8 protein-coding genes are annotated in these 16,874 nt (G+C 71.0%); 3 read left to right on the top strand and 5 right to left on the bottom strand.

Annotated elements, in window-relative coordinates:
* Positions 1–214: 214 nt before the first annotated feature.
* A complete protein-coding gene (locus tag OHT21_RS04400; protein WP_328766879.1) occupies positions 215–1,405 on the top strand; it encodes an MFS transporter in 1,191 nt (396 codons plus the stop codon).
* Positions 1,406–1,535: 130 nt separating this feature from the next.
* Here OHT21_RS04400 and OHT21_RS04395 read toward each other — a convergent pair whose 3' ends face one another.
* On the bottom strand, positions 1,536–2,627 hold the full coding sequence (locus OHT21_RS04395) for a glycosyltransferase (RefSeq protein WP_328766878.1): 1,092 nt from the start codon (positions 2,625–2,627) through the stop codon (positions 1,536–1,538).
* Positions 2,628–3,069: 442 nt separating this feature from the next.
* Between OHT21_RS04395 and OHT21_RS04390 the strand changes: the two genes are divergently transcribed.
* The gene (locus OHT21_RS04390) at positions 3,070–4,872 is read left to right on the top strand and encodes a glycoside hydrolase family 15 protein (RefSeq protein WP_328766877.1); all 1,803 of its coding nucleotides are present in this window, start codon (positions 3,070–3,072) and stop codon (positions 4,870–4,872) included.
* Positions 4,873–4,896: 24 nt separating this feature from the next.
* Here the strand turns inward: OHT21_RS04390 and OHT21_RS04385 are convergent, their stop codons facing one another.
* Positions 4,897–5,676, bottom strand: a complete 780-nt coding sequence (locus OHT21_RS04385) for an NAD(P)H-dependent oxidoreductase (RefSeq protein ID WP_328766876.1) — start codon at positions 5,674–5,676, stop codon at positions 4,897–4,899.
* Positions 5,677–5,813: 137 nt separating this feature from the next.
* Between OHT21_RS04385 and OHT21_RS04380 the strand changes: the two genes are divergently transcribed.
* Positions 5,814–6,689 (top strand): helix-turn-helix transcriptional regulator, encoded by an 876-nt coding sequence (locus OHT21_RS04380; protein ID WP_328766875.1) that lies wholly within the window; start codon positions 5,814–5,816, stop codon positions 6,687–6,689.
* A 1-nt stretch (position 6,690) separates the two neighbouring features.
* On the opposite strand, the gene OHT21_RS04375 is transcribed toward OHT21_RS04380, so the two are convergent.
* The 3 genes from OHT21_RS04375 to OHT21_RS04365 form a co-directional block, all read right to left on the bottom strand.
* Positions 6,691–7,077, bottom strand: coding sequence for a hypothetical protein (locus tag OHT21_RS04375; protein ID WP_328766874.1), 387 nt, complete (start codon positions 7,075–7,077; stop codon positions 6,691–6,693).
* A gap of 79 nt (positions 7,078–7,156) precedes the next feature.
* On the bottom strand, positions 7,157–8,635 hold the full coding sequence (locus OHT21_RS04370; protein WP_328773953.1) for a tryptophan 7-halogenase: 1,479 nt from the start codon (positions 8,633–8,635) through the stop codon (positions 7,157–7,159).
* An 80-nt stretch (positions 8,636–8,715) separates the two neighbouring features.
* Positions 8,716–16,869: a type I polyketide synthase gene (locus tag OHT21_RS04365; protein ID WP_328766873.1), complete on the bottom strand. Its 8,154-nt coding sequence runs from the start codon at positions 16,867–16,869 to the stop codon at positions 8,716–8,718.
* Positions 16,870–16,874: the final 5 nt, after the last annotated feature.

Below are 16,874 nucleotides of genomic sequence, written 5' to 3'. Positions count from 1 at the left end.
ATAAACGGTCGCCAGTATGCGGGCTCCTTCTCGCCGAGACATCGACGTGTCTCCATCAAGCTAACTCGGCTCGACATTTCTCGCATGTGCAGGGCGAGATACCGCCTGGCGTAGCGGGATACGGCGCCATGGGTGAAAGTGGCGTACAAGGAGGACGCAGTAACCGGACCGGATCCGCCCTGTGACGATCGGCTCCTGACGGAGCGTGAAGTCCATGCTCTCCGATTACCGCCGGATCTTCTCTCCCGCAGGCAGTCTGCTCTTCTCCACCGCAGGCTTCGTTTCACGCCTACCGCAGTCGATGATCGGCGTCGGCATCGTCACCATGCTGTCGCAGCTCGGCAGAGAGTACTGGCTCGCCGGCTCGGTCTCCGCCGCGCAGACGCTCGCCGCCGCGGCGATCGGACCGCAGATCTCCCGACTGGTCGACCGTCACGGCCAGCGCCGGATCGTCCTCCCGGCGACGGCCGTGACGGTCGCCGCCATCTGCGCGTTGCTGCTGTGCGCCCGGTACGCCGCCCCGGACTGGGCGCTGTACGTCTCGGCGGCGGCAGCGGGCTGCATGCCCAGCATGGGCGCGCTCGTCAGGTCCCGCTGGTCGGAGCTCCACCGGGAGTCACCGCGGCTGCTGCACACCGCGTACGCGCTGGAGTCGGTGCTCGACGAGGTGGTCTACGTCATCGGCCCGATCCTGGCGATCACACTGTCGACCGGGGGCAGCGCCGAGGCCGGACCGTTGACTGCCGCGGTCCTCCTCGCCGTCGGCGTCCTGCTGTTCGCCGCCCAGCGGCGTACGGAACCGCCGGTGCGCCCCATCCCGCAACGCGCCGGGGGCTGGGCGCTACGCATCCCGGGACTCGGCCTGCTGGTGCTGACGGTGACGTCGGTGGGCGCGTCCTTCGGTTCGGTGGAGGTCGTGACCGTGGCGTTCACCGAAGCCCACTATGACAAGGCGCTCTCCGGACTGCTGCTGGGCGTTTACGCGTTCGGCTCGGGCCTGGCGGGCGCGGTCTTCGGCGCGATCAGGCCGCGGGGGGCGGTGACGAGGAGTTTGCTGGTCAGCGTCTGGGTGATGGCGGTGACGGTGGTACCGCTGTTGTTCGCGTCGGGTCTTGCGGCACTGGCGGGGATGCTCTTCGTGGCGGGCATGGCCATCGCGCCGATCCTGATCACCACGATGGGGCTGGTGGGCCGTCTGGCGCCGGCCTCCCGGCTCACCGAGAGCATCACCTGGATCGTCTCCGGCCTCTCCGTCGGGGTGGCGCTGGGCTACGCCACGTCCGGGTGGGTGGTCGACACGGCCGGGGCCTCGGCGGGCTACCAGGTGTCGTGCGCGGCGGCCCTGCTCGCCGCCTCGACGGTCTCCCTCGCCCTGCCACGGCTGACCCGCGCCGAGGCGCAGTGAACCGAAGCTCACGAGCAGCGGATTCAGTCCCGTGAGCCGGAATCGACGCTCCAACACTTCGTGAGGAGCGTTTCCACAGGTCAGGAAGGCTCCGCGACTGCGGCTGCAGTACCAGGCCTCGGCTCTCGGCTCACGCTCCTGCCAGGAGGTTCCGGTACAGCGCCGCGTACCCCGACCTGAACCGCGCCGGACCGAAGCGTTCCTCGACCGTGGCGCGGCCGCGTTCCGCGAGCTTTTCCCACCACCAGGGGCGGTCCAGGAGCTGGAGAAGGAGATGGCCGGCTCGGTGGGGGACGGGGGCGCGCAGGACGGCGTCCTTCAGCCCAGAGAACTGGGGGAGGTCGCTCATGATGACGGGGCGGCCGGTCGCGAGGGCTTTGAGGACGGTGAAGGGGACGTCCGGGCGGCCGCCGAGAGTTTGCGGGAGATGCAGCACGATGTCCGAGACGGCCAGCAGCCGAGGCAGGTCCTCGACGCTGCCGAGCACCTCGCTGGCGTGAAGTCCCTCCTGGGCCGCTCGTGAGCGCAGCGACTGCTCCAAGCGGCCGACGTGCTGTCCGGGGCGCCCCTGGACGGCGAGGATCAGCTGGAAACGGGCTCCCGCGCGAGCGGCGACCGCAGCCGCGCCGATGGCCTCGTACGCACCGCCGCCCGGGTCGTGATGGCCCGTGGCCAGGACGATCGGCGGATCCCTGACCGACCGGGGCCGCAGCTGCCACTCCGCCGGCTCGATCATGGGACCGATGACCGGTACCTTGCCGAAACCCGCCGCGCCCAGCGCCCGCGCCGTCACCTCGGACAGCGCCACGGTGGGACCGAGCGGCCGGGACCGCGCGAGCAGGCCCGGGTCCCAGACGCCGGGGACGGTGTGCAGGACCGGCCGCCCGTGGAGCAGCGGGAGCCAGAGACGGGAGAATGCGGGGAAGCCGGGACTGATGGACAGCACGGCGTGCACGAGATCGGCCCGCCGCGCCAACCGGGCGCCGACGGCGGCGACTTGGAGCCGTTCCGGCAGGCCGGGAGCGCCGTTCCGCGACACCTTCGGCACCGAGCGGCCGCGCCAGGCGGCGGCCGGCTCCCGCCCGCGCCGGAACCAGAAGTGGTCCACCTCCGGCATGGCCTGGGCGAGGCTCAGCGCCAGCTCGGCCTCTTCTCCGTCCCCGGCGTCGAGGGGGCCGCTGGTGAGGAGCAGTACGCGGGGTCTGCGCGGGTCAGCTGCCATGGCAGCCTCCCGCGGATGATGCCTTCTGCTCGCCTGCTCCGTCTCCGGCGTCGCTGCTTCGGCGACGGCCGACCGTGCGGGAGGAGGCTGTACGCGCCCGCCTGGACCGCCGAGCGGTCCGGGCCCGGCAGGGCGCCGACCGGCGCACCGGGGCGCGCACGACGCGATCCGAGGCACGACGCAACGGATGGACACCGCAGGGAGAACCGAAGCGCCGCGGGCCCGGGGAGGCAGGTCGGTCCGTCGCACGCCGTAGCGGGTGCGAGACCACACGTGCCGTAAGCCGGCTCGCCATTCGGGACATCGGTACGTCCTGCCGAAAGGAACTGAATGCCCTGCTATCCCACCTTTAACATGGCACCAGGACCCCGTCAAACGCACATGTTCTCTTTCAAGATTTCCCCTTCTGCCGTCCTGTGTGTCTTCTCCTAGAATTCTTGTCATGGCAGGGCGAATCGAGGACTACGCCCTCATCGGGGACCTGGAAACGGCCGCTCTGGTCGGCAAGGACGGGGCGATCGACTGGATGTGCCTGCCGCGATTCGATTCCCCCGCCTGTTTCGCCGCACTGCTCGGTGGCGAGGACAACGGCCGCTGGCGGATCGCCCCGGCCGAAGCTGCCTCGCGACGGTGTGACCGCCGTGCCTACCGGGGCGAAACACTGATCCTGGACACGGTCTGGCAGACAGCGGACGGCGCCGTGCGCGTGACCGACTTCATGCCGCCTCGCCAGGGAGTTCCCCGGCTGGTACGCCTGGTGGAAGGACTCGCGGGCCGGGTCGAGATGCGCGGGGAACTGCGGCTGCGCTTCCTCAACGGACAGGTGGTGCCCTGGACCCGGGGTGTCGCCCCGCACACGGTGACCGCCATCGCCGGACCCGACGCCGTCCTCGTACGATGCGACCCAAGTCCGCCACACGACAACGACGAAACGTGCTTCTCCCTCAGCAATTCCTGTATTCACTCGCAGTTCACGCTCTCGGCCGGACAGCGAAGAGCATTCGTCCTCGACTGGAGCCCCTCCCACCTGCCGCAGAATCCGCGCGGGGATACCACCGAACTCCTCGCGGAGACACAGGAATTCTGGCAGCAGTGGACGGCGAAGTGCACTTATCAAGGCCCTTGGCGCGACGCGGTACTGCGCTCCCTCATCACACTCAAGGCACTGATCTACGCACCCACCGGAGGAATGGTGGCTGCCGTCACCACCTCACTGCCCGAATGCCTCGGCGGGGAACGCAATTGGGACTACCGCTTCTGCTGGCTCCGTGACTCCACCTTCACGCTGTCCTGTCTCCTGCGCACCGGCTACCGCGACGAAGCCGTCGCCTGGCGGAACTGGCTGGTCCGCGCCGTGGCCGGCCAACCCGACGACCTCCAGCCGATGTACGGGGTGTCAGGCCAGCGCAGGCTGCCCGAGAAACCGGCCGGCTGGCTCGAGGGATACGAGGGCTCCCGCCCCGTCCGCTTCGGCAACGCGGCCGCCGATCAGCTCCAACTCGACGTCTACGGCGAGGTGCTCAACACCATCTACTCCGCGGTGCGTGCGGGCATACCCATCGACCACCACATGTGGAGCGTCGTCGCCTCACTCATGGACCACCTCGAGCGGCACTGGCGCGAACCCGACGTGGGACTGTGGGAAGTCCGCGGCCCGCCACGGCACTTCGTGCACTCCCGGATCATGTCGTGGGTCGCCGCGGACCGCGCGCTGCGGATGGCGCGGATCGCGGGACTGCGCAGTTCGGCGGAGCGCTGGCGGGGGATGCGCCAGGCGATCCACGACGAAGTGTGCCGCGAGGGCTGGGACGCCGAACAGCACAGCTTCGTGCAGGCGTACGGCTCCCACGACATCGACGCGTCCGCACTGCTGCTGCCCAAGCTCGGCTTCCTGCCGCCCGACGACCCCCGCGTCCACGGCACGCTCGCCGCCGTGGCTCGCACGCTCGGCGATCACGGCTTCCTGCGGCGCTACACCGACGGCGGCCGTGAAGGAGCCTTCCTCGTCTGCTCCTTGTGGTTCGCCGACGCCCTCAGGGCGACCGGCCGCCGCGAGGAGGCGGACACCGTGTTCGAGCGCGTACTGGACGCCCGTAACGACGTCGGCCTGCTCTCGGAGGAGTGGGACCCGGTCGCCCACCGCCAACTCGGCAACACACCCCAGGCGTTCAGCCACGTCGGCCTCGTCAACACGGCCTTCGCCCTGCACGGCACACGCCACGCGACGCGGCGCCGGCAGGTGTAAGGGCTCGGGGTATCGGGCCGGCGGTCAGCCGCGCACGTGCAGCCCGAAACCCGTGCGGCCCGTCGGCTCCAGTCCCTCCTTCAGGTGCAGCGAGGGGATCTCGTAGTCCCCGAAGTTCTGCCGCCGGAACGCGATCGGCTCGGTCGACTCCAGGGTGAGCAGGCGCTGCTCCCACGCCTTGGCGACATCCGCGTAGTCCTCGCCGGTCATCCGGTCGGTGCCGTACAGCACGAACGGCGGCAGCACCTCGATACCCGGGTAGTAGAGGATGCCGTGGTGGATCGGGAACAACAGATCGTCGATGGGGCCGTTGATCCCACGAGCGGCGTAATGCGACTCCGGGCCGCCGGCGGTCACCGACAGCAGCGCCTTCCTGCCCGCGAGGGTGCCTTCGCCGAAGCGCTCGCCGTACCTGGTGTCGCTGTGCTCGCCGACGCCATACGCGAAGTGGTAGGTGAACACCCGGTCCACCCAGCCTTTGAGGATCGCGGGCATCGTGTACCACCACAGCGGGAACTGGAAGATGATCGTGTCGGCCCACAGCAGCTTCTCCTGCTCGGCGAGGACGTCCGGGGTGAGCGTCCCGGCGTCGAAGGCCCGGCCCGAGTCCAAGGCGACCTTCAGCGGACTTGAGGCGTCGGGGCCGTAGTCCGCGGCGTCCACGACCGCCTTCCAGTTCATCGCGTACAGATCGCTCACCCGTACCTCGTGCCCGGCGGTCTCCAAGGTGGACACCGCGAGGTCCTTCAGCGAGCTGTTGAGCGACTTCGGCTCCGGGTGGGCGTAGACGATCAGCGTCTTCATGGGAACTCCTTCGGATCGGTGCCTTCGATCCTGGGCGCCGCGGCGCCCGGCGTTCAGGGGCGCCCCTTCCATCGGACGGGACTTCCTGGTAACGGCAGGGCCACCTTCACGGGCACCCCCGAGGCCATACTGGGAGCATGGACGATCTTGCGGGTTTCCTGCGGACCCGGCGTTCCCGGGTCGACCCGGCAACCGTAGGCATCCCCACCGACAGCCGTCGCCGGGTCGAAGGGCTGCGCCGCGAAGAGGTCGCGCACCTGTCCGGAGTCAGCGTCGACTACTACGTACGCCTCGAGCAGGGCCGCGCGACCCAGCCCTCCGAGCAGGTCCTCGACGCGCTCGCCCGCGTCCTCGGCCTCGACGAGACCGAACGCGGGCACCTTGACCGGCTCGCCCGGCAGCGCCGCCGCCGCGCGAAGGCGCCGGGCATGGGGGTCCCCCCGGCCGGAGGCCGGGGGAGGGTCCGGCCGGGGCTGCGGCGCGTCCTCGACCTGGTAGCCGACGCACCCGCGCTGATCATGGACCATCGCCTGGACGTGCTCGCCGGGAACCGCCTCGCCGGGCTCCTCTACGGTCGGGCGATGCCGGGCCTGAACACCGCCCGGCACATCTTCCTCGAGGAGGCCGAGCGCGGCCTTTACGCGGACTGGGAGAAATGCACCCTCGACGTGGTCGGGCACCTGCGCCTGGCCGCCGGCAAATACCCCGAGGACCCCCGCCTGGCCTCGCTCATCGGCGAGTTGGCGATGAGCAGCGAGCGTTTCCGGCGCCTCTGGGCCCGCGCGGACGTGCGCGCCCGCACACATGGGCGCAAGGCGTACCGGCACCCCCTGGTCGGCCTGCTGGAACTGCACCAGGAGAACTTCGCACTACCGGATGATTCGGGCATGGAGCTGGTGGTGCTGTCCGCGCCCCCCGGCAGCTCCGCCGAGGACGGGCTGCGCCTGCTCGCGGGCCTGGGCGCGGACAACGATGACGCGCATCCCACGCTGAACGCTCAGGTCCACGAGTAACTCAACTCAACGACGCCCACCCACCGTGGCCCAGCCGCTCCTGCTGCCGTACACGCCGCTTCATGACGATTGCGGGGACACCGAGCGCCAGCAGCACCGGGATCGCGGCGGCGATCCCGAACCAGAGGAAGATCGCGAGATAGCCGTAGGCGGCGTTGTCCACGTCCGCGTCCGCCTTCACCAGGAAGACGATGCTGACCACGAACGCCACCACCATGAGACCCGCGACGGCGATCGTGAGCCAGAGCAGGACGCCTGCCCAACGCCGGTACCCGGCACTGACCTCCTGGAATTGTGGCGGCCCGTACGCGCCGGGTGGCCCGTACCCGCCGGGCGCACCGGGCAAGGGCCTTGGCGCCGGGCGTTGGTCCGGCCACTGATCAGACATGAGGCCCAGTTCTACGGTGCGCGGCCCCGGAGCACCAGCTTCCGCCGCCACAACACGCACCGAGCCGGAGCGTCGTGGATCACCGTGCGCCCGGATCCGCCCAGGCCAGGCCGTCCTCTGTGGCGACCAGGCCGCCGGGAGACAGGGGTGTCTCGTCCTCCAGGGGGCCGCCGAAGAGGCCTCGTTCCTGGAGGACCGTGCCCTCCTGGAAGACCTGGCGGATGTTGGGGGACTCGAAGAGGGGGTTGCGCAGGCCGTCGGAGTCCGGGAGGCGGCCCACCGCCTGGTCGAGGGCCGAGGAGGCCGCCGCCAGGCGGGTTCCCGCCTGGCCGGGGCCGGTGAGCGACGCGTCGCCGGACGCCAGGCCGCCCACCAGCTCGACGAAGGCCTCCAGTTCCGTGGCGCCGACGTTGGTGACCTTGCGTGCCTTCCAGAAGTACGACCGCTCGTCCTGGTGCATGTCGTAGAAGGAGACAAGGAATTCGTAGAACAGGCTGTACTCGTGGCGATAGCGGGCCTCGAACTCGTCGAAGCAGCGGGCCTCGTCCAGAGTTCCGGCGGTTCCGGCGGTTCCGGCGAGGACGCTGTTGATCGACCGGGCCGCGAGCAGGGCACCGTACGTGGCGAGGTGCACGCCGGAGGACAGGACCGGGTCGACGAAGCACGCCGCGTCACCGGTCAGCACCATGCCGGGCCGCCACAGCCGGGACTTCCAGTACGACCAGTCCCTGCGCACCCGCACCTGGTCGTACGGCGGCTCGGTCGCCTGCGGGACCCCGTCGAGTAAGCCCTGGACTTCGGTGCACGAGTCGATCAGGCGGCGCCACGCGGCCGCCGGGTCCCGCTGGATCGCCGCCGCGTTCTCCCGGCTCACCACCGCGCCCACGCTCGTCAGGTCGTCCCGGAGCGGGATGTACCAGATCCAGCCCTCGTCGAAGGCCGCGCAGAAGATGTTGCCGTCGTTCGGCGCCGGCAGACGCCGGCCGCCGGCGCAGTAGCCGAACACCGCGATGTTCCGGAAGAAGTCCGAGTACGTCCGCTTCCCGCCGACGTGCGAGTGGATCCTGCTGCCGTTTCCCGAGGCGTCCACGACGTACCGGGCCCTGGCCTCAGCTGTCCCGCCGTCCGGGCCGGTCCAGGTCACGCCCCGGACCCGCTCCTCGTCGGCGAGTACGTTCGTGACGCGGCAGCCCTCCCGTACGTCCACGCCCAGGCGTCGGGCGTTGTCCAGGAGGATCGCGTCGAACCGGGACCGTTCGACCTGGTAGGCGAACGAGGTCGGGTCGGCCAGCCGGGGCGACAGCGCGAAGGAGAACTGCCACGGGTCCCGGTTCCGCCCCCAGCGGAAGGTGCCGCCGCGCTTGAGCTTGAAGCCCGCCCGTGCCATCTCCTCCTCGACGCCCAGGATGCGGCACACGCCGTGCACGGTGGCAGGGAGCAGCGACTCCCCGATCTGGTACCTGGGGAACGTGTGCTGCTCGACGAGGAGGACACGGTGGCCCCGCAAGGCGACGGCTGCCGAGACCGTCGCCCCGGCCGGACCGCCTCCGACGACGATGACGTCGTACTCCTCGGCCTCCTCCGCGTGCTTCCCCTCCGCGTTCCTCTCCGTGTTGCTCTCTGTGTGCTTCGAGAGACTCACTGATTTCCTTTCGCCTTGCGTGAGTTCGCCGTGCGTGAGGCGATCCAGGTACGGATGGCCGACGCCGTGGTCCCGGCGTGCTCCCGCATCATCGTCAGGTGGTCGCCGGGCACGTCCACGCAGTCGTGGGGGAGTGGCCAGGACGTTCGCCAGTTCCCGTTCCGCGCGTCCGTGGACGCCGTCATGGCCGGGGCGGGCTGGGTCGCGCGTACCAGGAGGATGGGGGTGTCGACCGGCTCGGGTTCCCAGCCGAGGAAGATGCGGTTGTACGCGCCCATCGCGGCCAGGGCGCCGTCGTCGTCCGCGGCGAAGGCGGGCTGTCCGAGGCCCTGGACTGCCGGGGCGGCCAGGGAGACCAGCCAGTCCTTGTCGGTGTTGTCTTCGTTGATGTGGTACGTGTCGATCAGGACGAGGCCGGCGGGAGCCGTGCCGAGGCTCTCCAGGTGGTGGGCCACGGCGTGGGCAACATTGCCGCCCGCGGAACTTCCCACGATCACAAAGGGCTTGCCCCCGACATGCCGCAGCACGGACTCGGCGTGCGTGCGAGCCAGCGTGGCATGGTCCTCCGGCACCGCGGCGCCCCCTCCGATGCCGGGGTGCGGGAATTCCAGGACGTCCAGTTCGCCCTGGAAGTGGCCGTGGAAATGGGGGAATTCGCCGCCGTCGGACGGGTGCGAGGGGTGGTAGGCCGGGAAGTAGGCGATCGTCGGGCGGCCGGAGTCGCCGCTTCCGCCGGCTCGGCGGATGGGGGGCAGCGCGTGATCGCGGCAGGCGGCGGCACCGTACGTCGGCAGCGCATAGGACGCGGTTACCAGCATGTGCATCGCCGCCACCGCGCGACCGCTCTCGCTGACCTTCCGGAACAGCGAGGAGAGGGTGTGCGTGTGCGGCTCCGGCGTGTGCCGTTCCGGCTCCGGCGCGGGCAGCGAATCGTCCAGCAGGCCGAGCAGATGCCGGGCCAGTCCCTCCGCCGTGGGATGCTCGAACACCGCGGCGGCGGACAGCCTGAGCCGCAGGGCCATGCTCAGCCGATTGCGGACCTGAACCGCCGTCAGGGAATCGAAACCCAGGTCGGCGAAGGTCTTCCCGGTCGGCAGCGCGGCGGCGTCGCGGTATCCGAGAACCGTGGCCACGTCACCGCGCAGCAACTCTGCGAGCGCCGCCTCCCGTTCACCGGCGGGCAGCTCGGCCAGCAGCTTCCGCCACGCTCCTGGTTCCAACACCTGCTGTGCGGAGCCGGTTCCGGGATCGGCACCTCGATGGGATCCGCCGGCCGTCGGCCGGACCGGGCGCACCAGCCCGCGTAGCAGTGGCGGGAGGTCGTCTCCGGCGGACCGGAGGCTTGTCCGGTCCAGCAGAATCGGGGCCAGTACGGGTTCTCCCGCGCCCAGTGCCGCGTCGAACAGCGCCAGCCCCTGCGCCGGGGAGAGCGCCCGGAACCCATCGCGGGAACGGGATGCCGAGGACTGTCCGCTCTCCGCGAGCTGGGCAGCCATACCGCCGCCGAGCTCCCACAGCCCCCAGGCCAGGGACACGGCAGGCAGCCCGAGTGCGGTGCGATGGCGGGCGAGCGCGTCCAGGAAGGAGTTCGCCGCCGCGTAGTTGCCCTGGCCGGCTCGGCCCAGCATGCCCGACGCCGAGGAGAACAGGACGAACGCCGACAGGTCCAGATCCCGGGTCAGTTCGTGCAGGTTCCAGGCCGCGTCCGCCTTCGGCCGCAGTACCGCCGCCATCCGTTCGGGCGTCAGCGCGGCCAGTACGCCGTCGTCGAGTACGCCCGCGGCGTGTACCACGGCGGTGAGCGGGGGCTCACAGCTCTTGATCACCTCGGCCAGCGCGGAGCGATCGGCGGCGTCACAGGCGACGATCCGGACCTGGGCTCCCAACTCCTCCAGTACGGTGCGCAGTTCGTCGGAGCCGGGTGCCTGTGGGCCGCTACGTCCGGTCAGCAGCAGATGCCGTACGCCATACGCGGTGACCAGGTGCCGGGCCACTTCGGAGCCCAGGGCCCCGGTGCCTCCCGTGATCAGTACGGTGCCGTCTGGACCGAACGAGCCGCTTCCGGTGTCCTCGTTATCCGTGGCCGCTCCGACCAGTCGTGGAACTGCCATCTGCCCTGCGCGGACGGACAGTTGGGGCTCGCCGGTGGCCACAGCGGCGGGGAGCAGTCGCAGGGATTCCGGTTGACCGTCCACGTCGACCAGGACGACCCGGCCGGGCAGCTCCGACTGCGCCGTACGCACCAGTCCCCAGACCGCGGCACCTGCCAGGTCCGGCGCCGGTGCGGTGGCGTTCCTCGTCACCACCAGCATCCGTGACCCCGCGGTCCGCGGATCGTCCTGCCAGTTCTGCAGGGTCTGAAGCACCCTGCTGGTCAGGTGGTGTACGGCGGACAGTGGATCGGAATCCGTCGCCGGGCCGAGTTCCGTGAGGGCCACGATGCCCGGTTCGGATGCCGTGGGGTCCGTGATGGTGGGAAGGAACTCGCCGAGGTTCAGTTCGTCCGGGCCGAGGACCGTCCAGACTCCGTGATCCGCGTCCGTGGGCGGCTCGACGGCGACCCAGTCCGGGCGCAGCAAGGCGCGCCGTACTGCCTCGTCCGCCAAGTGGCCCTGTCCGGCGGGCAGTTCGCGAGTGGAGAGTGAGTCGATCCGCGCCACCGGGCGCCCTTCCGGGTCGGCCAGCGTCAGTGTGACCGTGTCCGTCCCGGCCGGCGCGACTCGTACGCGCAGCTCCGAGGCTCCGGTGGCGTGCAGACGTACGCCGTTCCACGCGAACGGCACCCGGACCGCGTCGGGTTCAGGGTCGGCGAGCAGGGCGCTGTGCAGTGCCGCGTCCAGCAGCGCCGGATGGATCCCGAAGCGATGGGCGTCCGCCGCCTGCGGCTCGGGGAGCCGTGCTTCCGCGAAGAGCTCCTCGCCGCGCCGCCATATCGCCCGTACGCCCCGGAAGGCCGGGCCGTAGGCGAAACCACCGTCCGCCAGGGTGTCGTACGCGTCGGAGAGGTCCACTTCGGCGGCGTCCCGCGGCGGCCAGGGCGTCAGCCCGCTCTCCGCAGCCTGGTCCGACGCCCGGCCCAGCAACCCGGTGACATGCCGGATCCAGTCCGTCTCCAGCCCTTCTGCCGCGGAATCCTCAAGCCGGGAGTAGATGTCGACCGCGCGGCGGCCGGAGTCGTCCGCCGCCCCCACCACGACCTGGACGCGTATCCCGGTCGCGGCGGGCAGAACCAGCGGTGCCAGGACCACGAGTTCGTCCAGCATGTCGCAGCCCACCGCATCGCCCGCCCGGACGGCCATCTCCACGAACACCGTCGCGGGTACGAGGACCGTCCCGGCGATCCCATGGTCGGCGAGCCAGGGATGGTGCGTGGTGGAGAGCAGCCCGGAGAGCACGGTCCGGTCGGTGCCCGGTACCGCGAAGGCCGGGCCGAGCAGGTGGGCGTCGGCCGTTGCCTCGGGGGTGTGCGGTACGTCCAGCCAGTACCGCTGCCGCTGGAAGGCGTACGTCGGCAGGTCCACCCGTCGCGCCCCGGTGTTCGCGTACACCGTCGGCCAGTTGACCTTCACCCCGCGCACGTACAGGCGGGCCACGGCTGACAGCAACGTTTCCGTTTCCCGCTGGCCGCCCCGGGTGGCCGCGACGCACTCTCCGGCGACACCACCGTCCGTGGCGGTCAGGCACTCTTCGGCCATCGCCGTGAGTACAGGACCGGGCCCGAGCTCCAGAAAGGCGGACACCCCCTCGTCATCGAGGCGCCGCACGGCGTCGGCGAACCGCACCGGCAGGCGGGCGTGCCGTACCCAGTACTCGGGGGAGCACAGCTCCTCGGCGTTCGCCTGCCGCCCCGTCACGGCGGAGATCACCGGGATCCGCGGCGGCCGGAAGGTCAGCCCTTCGGCGACCCGGCGGAACTCGTCGAGCATCGGCTCGATCAGAGGCGAGTGGAAGGCGTGGCCGACGCGCAGGCGTACGGCCCTGCGTCCGCGCGCCTCGAACCCGGCCGCGACGGCGAGTACCGCGTCCTCCGCGCCGGAGATCACCACAGACTCCGGCCCGTTCACGGAGGCGACCGCCACCTGGTCCCCGACGTCCGCCAGCGCGGGCACGACCTCCTCCTCCGCCACCTGCAGGGCGACCATCGCCCCGCCCTCGGGCAACGCCTGCATCAGCCGCCCGCGGGCCGCGACGAGCGCCGCGGCGTCGGCCAGATCCAGGACGCCGGAGACGTGGGCCGCCGCCAGTTCCCCCACGGAGTGCCCGGCCAGGAAGTCGGCCCGCATCCCCCAGGACTCCAGCAGCCGGAACAGGGCGACCTCGAAGGCGAACAGAGCGGCCTGAGTGAAGTCCGTTCGGTCGAGAAGGGCGGCCTCCGGCGAATCCTGCTCGGCGAACATCACCGTACGCAGCGGTCGTTCGAGACGGTCGTCCAGCTCCCGGCACACGTCGTCGAAGGCCGTGGCGAAGGCAGGGAATGCCGCGTACAACTCCCGTCCCATACCGGCGCGTTGAGCTCCCTGGCCGGTGAACAGGAACGCCGTACGGACACCCGGATCCGCAATGCCCCTCACCGCGCCACCATCCGTGCCCTCGCCGAGCGCCTGCAGCACCTGAAGCATCCGCGCCCGGTCCCCGGCCGGCACCGTCGCCCGGTGGGGCAATCCCGCCCGTGACGCGGCCAGTGTGAACCCGATGTCGGCGCAGGACAGTTCCGGCCCGGTCTCCACCGCGGCCGCCAGCCGTTGCGCCTGGGCGCGCAGGGCGGCTTCGTCGGCTCCGGAGAGCAGCCAGGGGACCGCACCGTCGCACGGCACGTCACTGCCGTGCGGCGCTTCACCGTCGTACGGCGCGTCCTTGTCGTACGGCATCTCCTTCTCGGAGACCCGTTCGGCGCGTGACGGCGGTGGCTCCTCCAGAATCACGTGCGCGTTGGTCCCGCCGATCCCGAAGGCCGACACCCCGGCGCGACGTGGCCGGTCCGCCGACGGCCATGGCCGGGGCGAGGTGAGCAGTTCCACCCGGCCGGAAGACCAGTCCGCATGCGGGGTCGGCGTCTCCACGTGCAGGGTGCGGGGCAGTTCCCCGTACTGCATGGCCTGCACCATCTTGATCACCCCGGCGACTCCCGCTGCCGCCTGGGTGTGCCCGAGGTTGGACTTGACCGATCCCAGCCACAGCGGCGGCTGCTCTTCGGTCCGTCCCTGGCCGTACGTGGCCAACAGCGCCTGTGCTTCGAGGGGGTCACCCAGCGTGGTGCCCGTGCCATGGGCCTCGACCGCGTCGACGTCGCTCGTGCGGAGCCCGGCATCGGCCAGCGCCTGCCTGATCAGCCGTTGCTGTGCCTGCCCGTTGGGCGCCGTCAGTCCGTTGGACGCGCCGTCGGAGTTGACCGCGGAACCGCGCAGCACGGCCAGCACCGGGTGACCGTTGCGCCGGGCGTCGGACAGCCGCTCCAGCAGCACCAGTCCCGCGCCTTCGCCCCAGGCCGTACCGTCCGCCGACGACGAGAACGACTTGCAGCGGCCGTCGGGGGAGAGGCCGCGCTGCCTGCTGAACGCCAGGAACGGCCTCGGCGTCGCCATCACGGTGACCCCGCCGGCCAGGGCCAGCGAACACTCGCCCGAGCGCAGCGCCCTCGCCGCCCAGTGCAGCGCCACCAGCGAGGAGGAGCACGCGGTGTCGACCGTGATCGCGGGACCGCGCAGGCCGTACGCGTACGAGATCCGGCCGGAGGCCACGCTGCCCGCCGAGCCCAGGCCCAGGTGCGCCTCCAACTCGTGGGGGCGGGTGAACCGGGCGGAGTAGTCGCCGTACATCACCCCGACGAACACCCCCGTGTCGCTCTCCTTCAGCGACGCCGGGTCGATTCCGGCCCGCTCCCAGACCTCCCAAGAGGTCTCGAGGAGCAGCCGCTGCTGCGGGTCCATGGCCAGCGCCTCACGGGGCGAGATCCCGAACAGCCCCGCGTCGAACTCCGCGGCCCGGCGCAGGAATCCGCCGCTACGGGTGTACGTGGTGCCGATCCGGTCGGGATCCGGGTCGTACAGGGTGGCCGGATCCCAGCCCCGGTCGGCCGGGAACTGCGAAATCGCATCCTTGCCTTCCGACACCAACTGCCACAGTTCGTCGGGGGAGTTGACGTCGCCGGGATAGCGGCAGCCCATGGCGACGATCACCACGGGGTCCTCGTCGTCCGGTCCGGGATCCCGGCGAGCCGGGGCATGGCGGTGGGTCTCGGGGGAGAAGAGGGCGTCCCGCAGGTACCGGGCCACGTCGGCCGGTGTGGGGTGGTCGAAGACCAGCGTCGTCGGCAGGCGCAGTCCGGCCTGTGCGCTCAGCCGGTCGATCAGCGTGAGGGCGCCCATGGAGGTCAGACCGAGGTCGGTGAAGGGGCTGTCCGCGTCGAGCCGGTCGGGTGGTTCGTGTCCGCAGACCGTGGCCGTCTCGGTGAGTACCGTTTCGCGCAGGGCGCGTTCCTGTGCCTCGTGTGAGAGGGACAGGAGCCGGTCGTGCAGGGCACCGTCGGCCGGGGCCGCCGTCAGGGAAGCAGGGGCGGCGAAGCGGACGTCGGGTGCGGGCCTGGCCAGTCCCGGGATGACCGCGTGTCGGGCAATCTTGCCGGATGCGGTGCGCGGGACGGCGGCGATCTCGTGGATCTCGGCGGGAACCTTGTAGTCGGACAGCCGGGCGCGGCAGTCGGCCAGTACCCGCTGGTGGTCGATTCCGTCCGGGCCGGGGACGAGGAAGGCGACCGGTACCTCACCGAGGACGTCATGCGGCATGCCCACCACCACGGCGTCGGCCACGCCGGGACAGCGCAGCAGGACCTCTTCGACCTCCGTGGGGTGGATGTTCTCGCCACCGCGGATGATCAGTTCGCTGACCCGGCCGGTGAGGACGAGATGCCCGTGCTCGACGCGGCGGCCGAGGTCCCCGGTCCGGTACCAGCCGTCCTTCAGCGCGGCGGCCGTCGCCTCGGGCTGGTTGTGGTACCCGGACATGAGGCCCGGCCCGCGCACCCAGATCTCGCCCTCATCGCTGTCCCTGACATCGTTGCCCGTGCCCGGGTCGACGACCCGTACGTCCATGCCCGGGACCGGCGGTCCGCAGGAACCCTCGACTCTGGGCCCCTCCGGCCGGTTCACCGCGATCATGCCGCAGGTCTCGGTGCTGCCGTACGCGTCGAGCAGCGGCGCCCCCAGCGCCTCCTCGACCGCCCGGCGCAACGACGGGGAACTCGGTGCGCCCGCCACGACACACGTCCGCAACCCTGTTGAGGATGCCGGGGCCTGTTCGGCCGATGCCACCAGCTGGTGGTACGTCGCGGGCACCCCGGCCAGGACGGTGAAGGGACCGCCGAGTTCTTCCGGCGGTGCGGCAAGTGCTCCCAACAGACCGCCGGGCGGCAGGAGCTCGTCCGCGATCCTGGCGCTCGCACCGACCGCCGTCACACCCAGAATCGCGAGGGAGTGACCGAAACTGTGAAACAGCGGCAGTGGCCAGAGCAGCCGGTCCTCGGGTGAGAGTCCGAAGATTGGCGCATAGCAGGCCGCCACCGACCACAGGGCGCTGCGCTGCGTGGACAGCACTCCCTTGGGGCGGTGTGTGGTGCCGGAGGTATAGAGCATCCAGGCCGGCTCGTCGAGCCCGAGGTCGTCCCGGGGCGCGTGGCCGGGCTCGTCGTCCTCGGCCGCGCTCTCGAAGAGGACCGTGCCGTCGGGGGCGTCCGCGGGGACCGGCCCCGTACCGGTGAGCAGGACGCGCAGCCGGCGGTACGCGGGACCCAGGCGCCCCAACTGCGCAAGGTGCGCGGAGTCGGTGACGACGACGGAAGCGCCGCTGTCCTCGAGGAAGTGGGCGAGCTCGGAGTCGGAGCACCGAGGATTGAGAGGGACGCCGATCGCTCCCGCCCTGACGACGGCGAGGCAACTCTCCACCATCTCCACGCAGTTGCCCAGACAGAAGGCGACCCGGTCACCGCGGCCGACGCCCGTCCGGGCGAGATACGCGGCCAGCCTGCCGGTGCGCCGCTCCAGCTCGGCGTAGGTGACGCTGCGTAAGGAGTCGGCGAAGGCGACACGTTCCCCCGATTGCTCGGCGTGCGTCTTCAGCAACTCCGGCAGCGGCCGGATCAGCTCATCGTGCCTCATGTGCC

Origin of the sequence: Streptomyces sp. NBC_00286, from assembly GCF_036173125.1 — a bacterium.
Classification (GTDB): Bacteria; Actinomycetota; Actinomycetes; order Streptomycetales; family Streptomycetaceae; genus Streptomyces.
This window is presented reverse-complemented; position numbering and strand designations above follow the sequence as displayed.

Bases quoted from the DNA above. Each gene is read 5' to 3' on its own strand.
- OHT21_RS04400 (WP_328766879.1), top strand. From the start codon at position 215: ATGCTCTCCGATTACCGCCGGATCTTCTCTCCCGCAGGCAGTCTGCTC.
- OHT21_RS04395 (WP_328766878.1), bottom strand. From the start codon at position 2,627: ATGGCAGCTGACCCGCGCAGACCCCGCGTACTGCTCCTCACCAGCGGC.
- OHT21_RS04390 (WP_328766877.1), top strand. From the start codon at position 3,070: ATGGCAGGGCGAATCGAGGACTACGCCCTCATCGGGGACCTGGAAACG.
- OHT21_RS04385 (WP_328766876.1), bottom strand. From the start codon at position 5,676: ATGAAGACGCTGATCGTCTACGCCCACCCGGAGCCGAAGTCGCTCAAC.
- OHT21_RS04380 (WP_328766875.1), top strand. From the start codon at position 5,814: ATGGACGATCTTGCGGGTTTCCTGCGGACCCGGCGTTCCCGGGTCGAC.
- OHT21_RS04375 (WP_328766874.1), bottom strand. From the start codon at position 7,077: ATGTCTGATCAGTGGCCGGACCAACGCCCGGCGCCAAGGCCCTTGCCC.
- OHT21_RS04365 (WP_328766873.1), bottom strand. From the start codon at position 16,869: ATGAGGCACGATGAGCTGATCCGGCCGCTGCCGGAGTTGCTGAAGACG.